Here is an 11,888-nt window from a genome sequence, read left to right as displayed (position 1 = left end):
GGCGCAGATGACCTCGTCCGAGACCAGCAGCACGTCGTACTGATCGCAGATCTCCCGGACCCGCTGGAAGTAGCCGGGCGGCGGCGGGAAGCAGCCGCCGGAGTTCTGCACCGGCTCCAGGAACACAGCCGCGACGGACTCCGGCCCTTCCATGATGATGGCGGCCTCGATCTGGTCGGCGGCCCACTGCCCGAACATCTTCTGGTCATCGCCATAGATCGGCGCCCGGTAGAAGTTGGTGTTGGGCACCTTGTGCGCGCCGGGCACCAGCGGCTCGAACATCGTCTTGGCGCCGGGGATGCCGGTGATGGACAGCGCGCCCTGCGGGGTGCCGTGGTAGGCGACGTAGCGCGAGATCACCTTGTGCTTCTCGGGCTTGCCGATGAGCTTGAAGTACTGCTTGGCCAGCTTCCAGGCGGTCTCCACCGCCTCGCCGCCGCCGGTGGTGAAGAACACCCGGTTCAGCTCGCCCGGGGTGTGGCTGGCCAGCCGCTCGGCGAGCTGGATGGCCATCGGGTGGGCGTAGGACCAGATCGGGAAGTAGGCCAGCTGCGAGGCCTGCCGGGCGGCGGCCTCGGCGAGCTCGCGCCGGCCGTGCCCGACCTGGACGGTGAACAGGCCGGACAGCCCGTCGAGGTAGCGGCGGCCCTGGATGTCGTAGACGTAGGCGCCCTCACCGCGGGTGATGATCGGCACCGGCGAGTCGGCGTAGGAGGACAGCCGGGTGAAGTGCATCCACAGGTGGTCGCGGGCGGCGGCGGACAGCCGCTCGGCCTGCTGGCTGTCGTAGCTGGTTTCGGGCTCAAAGCTGCTGGCTGTCATGCGATACCCCAGTTGTAGGTCTGCTTCGTCAGTTTCAGGTACATGAACGTCTCGGTGCGGCGGACGCCGGGCAGCTTGCGGATCCGCTCGTTGATCAGTTCCAGCAGGTGGTCGTCGTCGACGACCACCGCCTCGGCGAGGATGTCGAACGATCCCGCCGTCAGCACCACGTACACCAGTTCGGGAATCTCGGCCAGCGCCGTGGCCGCGCTTTCCAGGTCGCCCTCGATGTTGATCCCGATCATCAGCTGGCGGGCGAAGCCGATCTGCTGCGGATCGGCCACCGCCACGATCTGCACGGTGCCGGACTCCACCAGCTTCTGCACCCGCTGCCGGACCGCCGCCTCGGACAGTCCCACCGCCTTGCCGATGCTGGCGTAGGGCCGGCGGCCATCCTGCTGCAGCTGCTCGACGATGGCCTTGGAGGTGTCGTCCAGCTGCGGGCGTCCGGATCGCCGCCGGGTGACTGTCATGGTACGGATAATGCAGGATCTGCGACCGTTCGGCAAGTGAATCCGAAGCGATCGGAGCCTAATGATCACCAAATCATCTGCCTGCACGAATTAATCGGAGCTCGGCCCGGTCTCGGAGCCCCGCCGGAACGGGTCGGCCGCGATTCGCGCCGGATTCGGCCCGCTCGTCGGAAAGGTGTGTGGATTTCGTTGCCGGACGCGCGATTCATCGCGGAATTGCTTGGCAGGGCCGCGACGTAGATGTAACCATCCGTGGCTAGCATGACCTGATCCGGCGGGCGCCTGGCGTGCCGGACGTCCTGCCAGCGCCTGCGCCGTTGCGACGAGGGAGACAGCCGATGACCTACCGCCCGTCCGAGCCGGATCGGCTGCCCGACATCGCCTTCACCCGGGGCCTGCTCACCCGCCGCAGCATGCTCGCCGGGATCGGTGCCACCGGGCTGGCCAGCCTGCTGGCCGCCTGCGGCACCAAGGGCACCGCCGGCAAGGCCAACCCGTCGGCGCAGGCCGCGGAGGACCGCTCGGACACCGAGAAGGTGGTCAGCTGGTCCAACTGGCCCGAGTACATCGACGTCGACGACAAGACCCAGGCGCACCCCACCCTGGACGAGTTCACCAAGCAGACCGGCATCAAGGTCACCTACACCGAGGACTACAACGACAACGACGAGTTCTTCGCCAAGGTGCAGCCGCAGCTGCGGGCCGGCGCCGACACCGGCCGCGACGTCTGGTGCTCCACCGACTGGATGGTGGCCAAGCTGATCCGGCTGAACTGGGTGCAGAAGCTGGACAAGGCCAACATCCCCAACGCCAAGAACATCCAGGACACCCTGGCCAACGTCGAGTTCGACCCGGGCCGGCAGTTCTCGCTGCCCTGGCAGTCCGGCTTCACCGGCATCGGCTACAACCCCAAGGCCACCGGCGGCAAGAAGATCGAGACGCTCGAGCAGCTGTTCACCGACAAGAGCCTCAAGGGCAAGGTCACCCTGCTCACCGAGATGCGCGACACCGTGGGCATGACCCTGCTGGCGATGGGCAAGGACCCGGCCAAGTTCACCGACGCCGACTTCGACGCCGCCATCGCGCAGCTCACCGACGTCAAGAACTCCGGCCAGCTCAAGGGATTCACCGGCAACGAGTACGGCAAGGGGCTGGCCTCCGGCGACATCGCGGCGTGCCTGGCCTGGACCGGCGACGTGGTGCAGCTGCAGGCCGACAACCCGAGCCTGGGCTACACGCTGCCCTCGACCGGCCACCTGATCTGGTCGGACAACTTCGTGATCCCCAACAAGGCCAAGCACAAGAAGAACGCCGAGGTGTTGATCAACTACTACTTCGACCCCAAGGTGATGGCGCAGGTGGTGGACTACGTCAACTACATCTCGGTGGTCAAGGGCGCTGGGGAGATCCTGCTGGCCGATGACCCGGACGTGGCCAAGAACCCGCTGATCTTCCCGTCCGAGGCGGTGCTGGGCCGGGCACACGTCTTCCGCGGCCTGACCGAGGACGAGGAGACTCGGTACAACAAGGCGTTCCAGGCCCTGACCACCGGCGGCTGAACCGGTGCCCGAGTCGGTGCCCGGTTCGTCCGGCGATCTGCAGCTGTCGTCGCTGACCAAGCGGTTCGGGCCGTTCACCGCCGTGGACAACCTGGACCTGACCATTGCGCAGGGCTCGTTCTTCGCCCTGCTCGGGCCGTCCGGCTGCGGCAAGACCACCACGCTGCGGATGATCGCGGGACTGGAGCAGCCCACCGTCGGCCAGATCCGGATCGGCGGCCAGGACATCACCTTCGACAAGCCCTACCGGCGTCCGGTCAACACGGTGTTCCAGAGCTACGCGCTGTTCCCGCACCTGAACGTCTGGGAGAACGTCGCCTTCGGGCTCAAGCGCCGGCGCGCCGAGCAGGTGGACAAGCAGGTCGCCGAGGTGCTGGAGCTCACCGAGCTGGAGGGGCTGGCCCGCCGCAAGCCCGGCCAGCTGTCCGGCGGCCAGCAGCAGCGGGTGGCGCTGGCCCGCGCGATCGTGAACAAGCCGGCGGTGCTGCTGCTGGACGAGCCGCTGGGCGCCCTGGACCTCAAACTGCGCCGGCAGATGCAGGTCGAGCTCAAACGCATCCAGACCGAGGTCGGGCTGACCTTCGTGCACGTCACCCACGACCAGGAAGAGGCCATGACGATGGCCGACACCATCGCGGTGATGAACGCCGGCCGGATCGAGCAGCTCGGTGCGCCGGCCGAGCTCTACGAGAACCCGGCCACCACGTTCGCGGCCAACTTCCTGGGCCAGTCCAACCTGATCCGCGCCACCGTCCGGCAGCGGCAGCCGGACGCGGCCACGGTGGCACTGCCCACCGGGACGGTGCGGGTGCCGGCCGGCCGGCTGCCGGCCGGGGTGGACGAGGTCTGGGTCGGCGTCCGGCCGGAGAAGATCAGCGTCTACGCCGACACCGGTGCGGCCGCGCACGGCGAGGCAACCGGCGCCGCCGGCCCGAACCGCATCGACGGCGCGGTGGTCACCGACGCCAGCTTCATGGGGGTGAGCACCCAGTACCTGGTGCGCACCCCGTGGCAGCAGGAGCTGACGGTGTTCGAACAGAACCGGGACGGCTCCGGCATCCACCGGCCCGGTGACCGGGTGAGCCTGACCTTCGCCGCCGAGCACACCTTTGCCCTGGACGCCGGCCAGGACGCCGAGGCCGGCATCGAGCTGGACAGCGAGGTCGTCGGATGACCAGCGCCGCCGAGCCGAGCGGCCGGACCCGCCGGCGGTTCGCCGGGGTGCCGTACTTCCTGCTGCTGCCCGGCATGCTCTGGCTCGCGGTGTTCTTCGTGGTCCCGATGGTGTTCCTGCTGTCGCAGTCGCTGCAGACCGGCACCCTGGAGACCGGCTACCAGCTGACCTTCCACTTCGCGACCTACACCGACGCGCTGTCGGACTTCTCCCACCAGTTCCTGCGCTCGTTCGAGTACGCGTTCCTGGCCACCGTGCTGGCCCTGCTGATCGGCTACCCGCTCGCCTATGCGATCGCGCTGAAGGCCGGCCGCTGGAAGCCGGTGCTGCTGGTGATGGTGGTCGCCCCGTTCTTCACCAGCTTCCTGCTCCGCACGCTGGCCTGGCAGACCATCCTGAACTCCGACGGCCTGGTGGTGAGCTTCTTCCGCAGCACCCACCTGATCTCGCTGACCCGGGCGCTGGGCTGGACCAACGGCGACCAGTTGCTGAACTCGCCGCTGGCGGTGGTGACCGGCTTGACCTACAACTTCCTGCCGTTCATGACGCTGCCGCTGTTCGCCAGCCTCGACCGGCTGGACCCGCGGCTGCTGGAGGCGGCCGGCGACCTGTACGCCACCCCGCTGACCGCCTTCCGCCGGGTCACCCTGCCGATGTCGATGCCAGGTGTGGTGGCCGGCACCCTGCTGACCTTCATCCCGGCGGCCGGTGACTTCATCAACTCCCAGCTGCTGGGCAATCCGAAGACCGCCATGATCGGGCAGGTGATCCAGGGCTACTTCCTGCGGATCAACGACTACCCGACCGCGGCGGCGCTGTCCTTCGCGCTGATGCTGACCATCCTGGTCCTGGTCTCGGTGTACGTGCGCCGCTCCGGAACCGAGGAGCTGGTCTGATGGTCGCCACCGTGGGACAGCGGCCGGCCGGCTCCACCCGTCCGGCGGCCCCGGCCCGCCGTCGCCGGCCGGTCTGGGTGGTGCTGCGCGAGAACGTGGTCTGGCTGGTGGCGGTGCTGGCGCTGGTCTACCTGCTGCTGCCGAACCTGGTAGTGGTGCTGTTCTCGTTCAACAAGCCCAACGGCCGGTTCAACTACACCTGGCAGCGGTTCTCCCTCGACGCCTGGCTGCACCCGTGCGCCGCGCCGGGGATGTGCGAGTCGCTGAGCCTCTCGCTCAAGATCGGGGTGCTGGCCACCCTGATCGCGACGCTGCTCGGCACCATGATCGCCTTCGCGCTGGCCCGCTACCGCTTCCGCGGCCGGGCCGGGTCCAACCTGCTGATCTTCCTGCCGATGGCCACCCCCGAGGTGGTGATGGGCTCGTCGCTGCTGACCCTGTTCGTCAGCCTCGGCATCCCGCTGGGCCGGACCACCATCCTGATCGCGCACATCATGTTCTGCCTGAGCTACGTGGTGGTCACCGTCAAGGCCCGGGTCGCCGGGCTCGACCCGCGGCTGGAACAGGCCGCCGCGGACCTGTACGCCAACGAGTGGCAGACCTTCCGGCGGATCACCCTGCCGCTGGTCGCCCCCGGCATCGCCGCCGGGGCGCTGCTGGCCTTCTCGCTGTCCTTCGACGACTACATCATCACCAACTTCAACGCCTCCAACGCCTCGATCACCTTCCCGATGTACGTCTGGGGCGCGGCCGCCCGCGGCACGCCGGTGCAGATCAACGTCATCGGGACGGCGATGTTCGTGCTGGCGGTGCTGGCGGTGGCGATCGGCCAGCTGGCCGGCCGGCGGCGGGCCCGCTGAGGCGGTAGTCCGCCCGAGGAGTTCCGCCCGTCGAGATCGCTGGATCACCCGAATCCCAGGAGGAAAGCATGGCGCGCTACGGCGCACAGTTCGGCCCCGACATCACCTTCCTGGGGGTGCCCCGGTGCGACTGGGCAGAGCCTGCCAGCTACGCCGGCGCCGACGTGGTGATCCTGGGCGCGCCGTTCGACGGCGGCACCTCGCACCGCGCGGGCACCCGGTTCGGGCCGCAGTTCATCCGGCAGAGCTGCTACCTGGCCCAGGACGGCAGCCGGCCGTCGCTGGCGCTGCGGGTGGACGGGCTGCGCGACCTGGCGGTCTACGACGCCGGCGACGTGGAGCTGTTCTCCGGCGACGCCGAGCGCTCGGTGCGCGACCTGCAGGTTGCGGTGCACGCGGTGGCGGCCACCGGGGCGATCCCGCTGATCCTGGGCGGCGACCACACCATTGCCTGGCCGGACGCGGCCGGGGTGGCCCAGCACCTGGGCCAGGGCAAGGTGTCGATGATCCACTTCGACGCGCACGCCGACACCGGCGACATCGAGTTCGGCTCGCTGATCGGGCACGGCCAGCCGATGCGCCGGCTGATCGAGTCCGGCGCGGTGCGCGGCGACCGGTTCCTGCAGATCGGGCTGCGCGGCTACTGGCCGCCGCCGGAGACGCTGGACTGGATGGCCGAGCAGGGCATGCGCTCCTACGAGATGACCGAGATCACCGCCCGCGGCCTGGAAGCCTGCCTCACCGAGGCGTTCGGCATCGCCCTGGACGGCTGCGACGGGGTGTTCCTGTCGGTCGACATCGACGTCTGCGACCCCGGCCACGCGCCCGGCACCGGCACCCCGGAGCCCGGCGGGCTGACCGCCCGGCAGCTGCTGGACTCGGTCCGGCGGATCTGTTACGAGCTGCCGGTGGTGGGTATCGACGTGGTGGAGGTGTCGCCGCCCTACGACCACGCCGACATCACCTCCTTCCTGGCCAACCGGGTGGTGCTGGAGTCGCTGTCGGCGATCGCCCGGCGGCGCAAGGACGCCGCCGACGGCACCCGCTGGGATCCGGCCCAGCCGCTGCTGGACGGCCGCGGCGGGCAGCGATGAGGCTGCTGGTGCTGGGCGCCGGCGGGGTGGGCTCGGCGGTGGCCCGGATCGCGGTCCGCCGGCCCTTCCTGGAGCACCTGCTGCTGGCCGACTACGACCTGGCCCGGGCCGAGCGGGCCGCCGCGGCCGTCGGTGACCCGCGGGTGGCCGCGGTGCGGCTGGACGCCTCGGACCCCGCCGCGATCACCCGGCTGCTCACCGAGCGGCGGATCGACGCGGTGCTGGGCGCGACCGACCCGCGGTTCACCATGCCGATCTTCCGGGCGGCGCTGGTGGCTGGCTGCCACTACCTCGACATGGCGATGTCGCTGTCGCGTCCGCACCCGGACGAACCGTTCGCCCGGACCGGGGTCAAGCTCGGCGACGAGCAGTTCGCGCTGGCGGCGGACTGGGAGCGGGCCGGCCGGCTCGCTCTGGTCGGCATGGGGGTGGAGCCGGGGCTGTCGGACGTGCTGGCCCGCTACGCCTCAGACCACCTGTTCAGCCGGATCGACCTGCTCGGGGTGCGCGACGGGGCGAACCTGGAGGTGCTCGACGAGGCCGGCCGGCCGATGTTCGCGCCCACCTTCTCGATCTGGACCACCATCGAGGAGTGCCTGAACCCGCCGGTGATCTATGAGGCCGACCGCGGCTGGTACACCACCGAGCCGTTCAGCGAGCCGGAGGTCTTCGACTTTCCCGACGGCATCGGGCCGGTCGAGTGCGTCAACGTCGAGCACGAAGAGGTGCTGCTGATGCCGCGCTGGCTGACCGCCGGCCGGGTGGACTTCAAGTACGGGCTGGGCGCGGAGTTCATCGGGGTGCTGCGCACCCTGCACCAGCTGGGCCTGGACTCCACCGTGCCGTTGCGGGTCGGCGGCGTCGAGGTCAGCCCGCGGGACGTGGTGGCCGCGGCCCTGCCGGACCCGGCGCAGCTGGGGGACCGGATGCGCGGCAAGACCTGCGCCGGGGTGTTGGTCCAGGGCCTGGGGATAGACGGCCGGCCTCGGTCGAGCTACCTCTACCACGTGGTCGACAACGAGTGGTCGATGAGCGAGTACGGCTGCCAGGCGGTGCTGTGGCAGACCGCGGTGAACCCGGTGGTGGCGTGCGAGCTGATCGCGTCCGGGGTGTGGAGCGGGGCCGGCGTGCTCGGCCCGGAAGCCTTCGACGCGGTGCCGTTCCTGACCCTGCTGGCCGGCGACTACGGCTCGCCGTGGGGGATCAGCGAGCGCTGAGAGGTACCGCGAGCGCTGAGGGGTACTACGACCGCCACTGGGTACGCCGGCGGCGGATGTCCCAGACCAGGCCGATCAGCAGCACCACCATCATCGAGATCAGCGCCAGGGCGCCGGCGTCGTTGTAGTGGGTGGTGGTGAGCAGGGCGCCCAGGATCAGGAAGGTCAGCCAGCCGCCGACCTGGCGTCCGGTGACGAACTCGTGATGCCAGCCCCAGTCCTCGGGCCGCTCGTGCTCGACGTGCCGGGCATCCCGGGCAGGCTCGACATCGGTACCGGCGATGGAATGGGACTCCGTTGCCACCTTCGATCACTCCCTGTCGGCGAACACCTGCGGCGTGCTGGTCTGGGCTCATTCTGGCATCCGGGCGCGGCCGGCGGGCACAGGGCACCCGCGGGGTTGCACGGTCGGCGAGAATGGCGCGGTGACCACACCTGCCGGGCCCACCCCCGCCGGCCACCGCCGGATCGTCCTGCTCGGCTCGACCGGCTCGATCGGCACCCAGGCGCTGGAGGTGGTCGGCAAGGCCGGCGAGCAGTTCTCGGTGGTGGCGCTGGCCGCCGGCGGCGGCAACGTCGAGCTGCTCGCCGAGCAGGCGCTGCGCTGGCAGGTCGGCTACGTCGGGGTCAGCTCGCCGGCCGCCGCCGAGGAACTCCGGCAGCGGCTGGCCGCGAGCGCGCCGGCCGGGCACCCGCTGCCGGTGGTGGTCGCGGGACCGGACGCCACCGAGGAGCTGGCCACCCTGGACTGCGACGTGGTGCTCAACGGGGTGGCCGGCGCGCAGGGGCTGCGGGCCACCCTGGCGGCGCTGCGGGCCGGCCGGACGGTGGCGCTGGCCAACAAGGAGTCGCTGATCGCTGGCGGCCCGCTGGTGCTGGCCGCCGCGGCCGAGGGCCAGCTGGTGCCGGTGGACTCCGAGCACTCGGCGCTGGCCCAGTGCCTGCGGTCGGGCAGCGCCGCCGAGGTGCGCCGGCTGGTGCTGACCGCCAGCGGTGGACCGTTCCGGGGCCGGCGGCGGGCCGAGCTGGAATCGGTGACCGCCGAGCAGGCGCTGGCGCACCCGACCTGGTCGATGGGCCCGCTGATCACCACCAACTCCGCGACCCTGGTGAACAAGGGCCTGGAGCTGATCGAGGCGCAGCTGCTGTTCGGCGTCGGCTACGACCGGATCGAGGTGGTGGTACACCCGCAGTCGGTGGTGCACTCGATGGTCGAGTTCGTCGACGGGGCCACCCTGGCCCAGGCCAGCCCGCCCGACATGCGGCTGCCGATCGCGCTGGCGCTGGCCTGGCCGGACCGGGTGGCCGGCGCCGCACCCGGGCTGGACTGGAGCGGGGCGCAGTCCTGGACCTTCGAGCCGGTGGACAACGAGGCGTTCCCGGCGATCGAGCTGGCCCGCACGGCCGGCCTGGCCGGTGGCTGCGCGCCGGCGGTCTACAACGCGGCCAACGAGGAGTCGGTGGCCGCCTTCCACAGCGGATCCTGTGGCTTCCTCGGCATAGTCGACACCGTGCGCGAGGTCCTGGACCGGTGGCTGGCCGGCGAGCACGCCGCAGCCGGCACCCCGCGTGACATCGCCGACATCGAGCAGGCGCAGCAGTGGGCGCGCCGGCAGGCGGCGGCGGTGCTGGGGATCGGCCGGTAACCGGATCGGTCACCACCTGTCGTACCGGCAGGGCACAATTGACGGGTAGTGACGCAGAAGTGACCAGCGGCCGATCCTCGGCCGCCGGGCCGGGAGGATGACACAGGCGTGCTGTACGCACTGGGCGTGATTGCCTTCGCCGTCGGGCTGCTGGCCTCGATCGCGCTGCACGAGATCGGGCACCTGGTGCCGGCGAAGAAGTTCGGCGTGCGCGTCACCCAGTACATGGTCGGCTTCGGGCCGACGCTGTTCTCCCGCCGGCGCGGCGAGACCGAGTACGGCATCAAGGCCATTCCGCTGGGCGGCTACATCCGGATGATCGGCATGGTGCCGCCGCGCGCCGACGGCCGGCGGTCCCGGTGGCCGCGCCGGATGGGCGAGCTGGTCGAGGAGTTCCGGGCCGCCAGCCGCACCGAGGTCACGCCGGCGGACGAGAACCGGCAGTTCTACCGGCTCACCCCGGGCAAGAAGATGATCGTGATGCTCGGCGGCCCGAGCATGAACCTGCTGATCTTCTTCGTCCTGACCATCCTGCTGTACGGCCTGATCGGGTTGCGGGCGCCGACCACCACGGTGGGGTCGGTGAGTAGGTGCGTGGTGTCCAGCACCGCCACCACCACGGACTGCCCGGCGGAGGGCAGCACCGCCTACCGCAAGGCGCCGGCCAACGGCGTGCTGCTGCCCGGCGACACGATCACCGCCATCAACGGCACCCCGATCAAGCACTGGTCCGACGCGGTGGACGTGATCGAGGCCTCGGCCGGCAAGACGATCGCCCTGTCGGTGCGCCGAGACGGCCAGCCGGTGCAGCTGTCCATCACCCCGGTGGTCAACACCAAGTACGCCGACGACACCGGCCGCACCAAGCAGGCCGGCTTCATCGGCATCAGCACCACCGAGGCCTACCAGCGGCTTACCCCGGGCCAGATCCGCAGCGTGATCTGGCAGCAGCTGGGCATGAGCGTCGACGCGCTCAAGCAGTTCCCGGCCAAGCTCGCCAGCCTCACCGGCACGGTGTTCCAGGGCAAGCCGCGCGACCAGAACGGCGCGGTGGGAGTGATCGGGCTGGGCCGGATCGGCGGTGAGATCGCCGACAGCGCCCGGGTCGCCGCGCTGGACAAGATCTCGATGTTGATCAGCCTGCTGGCCAGCGTCAACCTGCTGCTGTTCTTCTTCAACCTGCTGCCGCTGCTGCCGCTGGACGGCGGCCACGTCGCCGGGGCCCTGGTCGAGGCGATCCGGCGCGGCATCGCCCGGCTGCGCAAGCGGCCCCGGTTGATCTTCGTCGATGTCGCGCAGCTGGTGCCGGTGATGTACGTGGTGGCCAGCATCCTGATCGTGTTCTCGGTGCTGGTGATGTACGCCGACATCGTCAAGCCGATCTCACTGCCCAACTAGCACCATCCGGTGCCCGATCCCGGGTGCCCCGAAATCCCTGAGGAGAAGTGCGTTGACCAAGCCCGTGGTGGAAGTGCCGACCGGCGATCTCACCGGTGAACTGCAGGTGCGTGACCTGATCGAGGGCGACGGGCCGGAGGCCCGGGCCGGGCAGCAGGCGGTGGTGCACTACGTCGGGGTCGCACACTCCACCGGCCAGGAGTTCGACGCCAGCTACAACCGCAACTCGCCGTTCAGCTTCCCGCTCGGCGCCGGCCGGGTGATCGCCGGCTGGGACCAGGGCGTGCAGGGCATGAAGGTGGGCGGCCGGCGGGAGCTCATCATCCCGCCGCACCTGGGCTACGGTGATCGGGGTGCCGGCGGTGCCATCAAGGGTGGCGAGACGCTGATCTTCGTGGTGGACCTGCTCGACCTGCGCTGAGGAGTTCCGGCGGCGCGGGCAGGTTTTCCGACAGACGAAGCACGGACAAGGATCGAGGAATAGCAGTGAGCGTTCCGGTCGCGCTGGGCATGCCGGCGGCACCGCCTCCGGTGCTGGCGCCACGCAGGAAGTCCCGCCAGATCAAGGTGGGGTCGGTCGCCGTCGGCGGTGACGCGCCGATCTCGGTGCAGTCGATGACCACCACGCTGACCTCGGACGTCAACTCGACGTTGCAGCAGATCGCCGAGTTGACCGCCGCCGGCTGCGACATCGTCCGGGTGGCGTGTCCGAGCCAGGATGACGCCGACGCGCTGTCCGCGATCGCGCG

Annotated in this window: 13 protein-coding genes; 10 read left to right on the top strand and 3 right to left on the bottom strand. The window is 70.2% G+C overall.

Annotated features, from left to right (window positions below; genetic code table 11):
• Positions 1-822, bottom strand: an 822-nt coding sequence (locus tag VLJ82_RS14805) for an aminotransferase class III-fold pyridoxal phosphate-dependent enzyme (RefSeq protein ID WP_408664130.1), incomplete at its 3' end; no start/stop codon positions are given.
• Positions 819-1,295, bottom strand: a complete 477-nt coding sequence (locus VLJ82_RS14800; RefSeq protein ID WP_408664129.1) for an Lrp/AsnC family transcriptional regulator — start codon at positions 1,293-1,295, stop codon at positions 819-821. The genes VLJ82_RS14800 and VLJ82_RS14805, both read right to left, overlap by 4 nt.
• A 338-nt stretch (positions 1,296-1,633) precedes the next feature.
• Between VLJ82_RS14800 and VLJ82_RS14795 the strand changes: the two genes are divergently transcribed.
• The 6 genes from VLJ82_RS14795 to VLJ82_RS14770 all read left to right on the top strand — a co-directional run bounded on the left by VLJ82_RS14795 (position 1,634) and on the right by VLJ82_RS14770 (position 8,095).
• Positions 1,634-2,854: an ABC transporter substrate-binding protein gene (locus tag VLJ82_RS14795; RefSeq protein WP_408664128.1), complete on the top strand. Its 1,221-nt coding sequence runs from the start codon at positions 1,634-1,636 to the stop codon at positions 2,852-2,854.
• A gap of 4 nt (positions 2,855-2,858) precedes the next feature.
• On the top strand, positions 2,859-4,028 hold the full coding sequence (locus VLJ82_RS14790; protein ID WP_408664127.1) for an ABC transporter ATP-binding protein: 1,170 nt from the start codon (positions 2,859-2,861) through the stop codon (positions 4,026-4,028).
• A complete protein-coding gene (locus VLJ82_RS14785) occupies positions 4,025-4,924 on the top strand; it encodes an ABC transporter permease (RefSeq protein WP_408664126.1) in 900 nt (299 codons plus the stop codon). The genes VLJ82_RS14790 and VLJ82_RS14785 overlap by 4 nt, the downstream gene beginning before the upstream one ends.
• Complete coding sequence (locus tag VLJ82_RS14780) at positions 4,924-5,784, top strand: ABC transporter permease (RefSeq protein WP_408664125.1); 861 nt, start codon at positions 4,924-4,926, stop codon at positions 5,782-5,784. Before VLJ82_RS14785 ends, VLJ82_RS14780 begins: the two co-directional genes overlap by 1 nt.
• Before the next feature lie 68 nt (positions 5,785-5,852).
• Positions 5,853-6,878 carry an agmatinase gene (gene speB / locus VLJ82_RS14775; RefSeq protein ID WP_408664124.1) on the top strand — a complete coding sequence of 342 codons (1,026 nt, stop codon included), beginning with the start codon at positions 5,853-5,855 and terminating at the stop codon, positions 6,876-6,878.
• A complete protein-coding gene (locus tag VLJ82_RS14770; protein WP_408664123.1) occupies positions 6,875-8,095 on the top strand; it encodes a saccharopine dehydrogenase family protein in 1,221 nt (406 codons plus the stop codon). The genes speB and VLJ82_RS14770 overlap by 4 nt, the downstream gene beginning before the upstream one ends.
• Positions 8,096-8,120: 25 nt before the next feature.
• Here the strand turns inward: VLJ82_RS14770 and VLJ82_RS14765 are convergent, their stop codons facing one another.
• Positions 8,121-8,399 (bottom strand): DUF2631 domain-containing protein, encoded by a 279-nt coding sequence (locus VLJ82_RS14765; protein ID WP_408664122.1) that lies wholly within the window; start codon positions 8,397-8,399, stop codon positions 8,121-8,123.
• 121 nt (positions 8,400-8,520) lie between these two features.
• Here VLJ82_RS14765 and dxr point away from each other — a divergent pair, with 121 nt between their 5' ends.
• The 4 genes from dxr to VLJ82_RS14745 form a co-directional block, all read left to right on the top strand.
• Positions 8,521-9,741, top strand: coding sequence for a 1-deoxy-D-xylulose-5-phosphate reductoisomerase (dxr, locus tag VLJ82_RS14760; RefSeq protein ID WP_408664121.1), 1,221 nt, complete (start codon positions 8,521-8,523; stop codon positions 9,739-9,741).
• Positions 9,742-9,849: 108 nt separating this feature from the next.
• Positions 9,850-11,139 carry a M50 family metallopeptidase gene (locus VLJ82_RS14755; RefSeq protein WP_408664120.1) on the top strand — a complete coding sequence of 430 codons (1,290 nt, stop codon included), beginning with the start codon at positions 9,850-9,852 and terminating at the stop codon, positions 11,137-11,139.
• 52 nt (positions 11,140-11,191) lie between these two features.
• Entirely contained in the window at positions 11,192-11,560 is a 369-nt protein-coding gene (locus tag VLJ82_RS14750) for an FKBP-type peptidyl-prolyl cis-trans isomerase (RefSeq protein WP_408664119.1), read from the top strand.
• Positions 11,561-11,649: 89 nt separating this feature from the next.
• The coding region (locus VLJ82_RS14745) for a flavodoxin-dependent (E)-4-hydroxy-3-methylbut-2-enyl-diphosphate synthase (protein ID WP_408664131.1) at positions 11,650-11,888 on the top strand (239 nt) is incomplete at its 3' end.

This window comes from Jatrophihabitans sp. (genome assembly GCF_035474675.1).
In the GTDB taxonomy this organism is placed as follows: Bacteria; Actinomycetota; Actinomycetes; order Mycobacteriales; family Jatrophihabitantaceae; genus Jatrophihabitans_A.
Note: the sequence above shows the minus strand (reverse complement) of the source record. Positions and strands in the feature narration are given on the sequence as shown.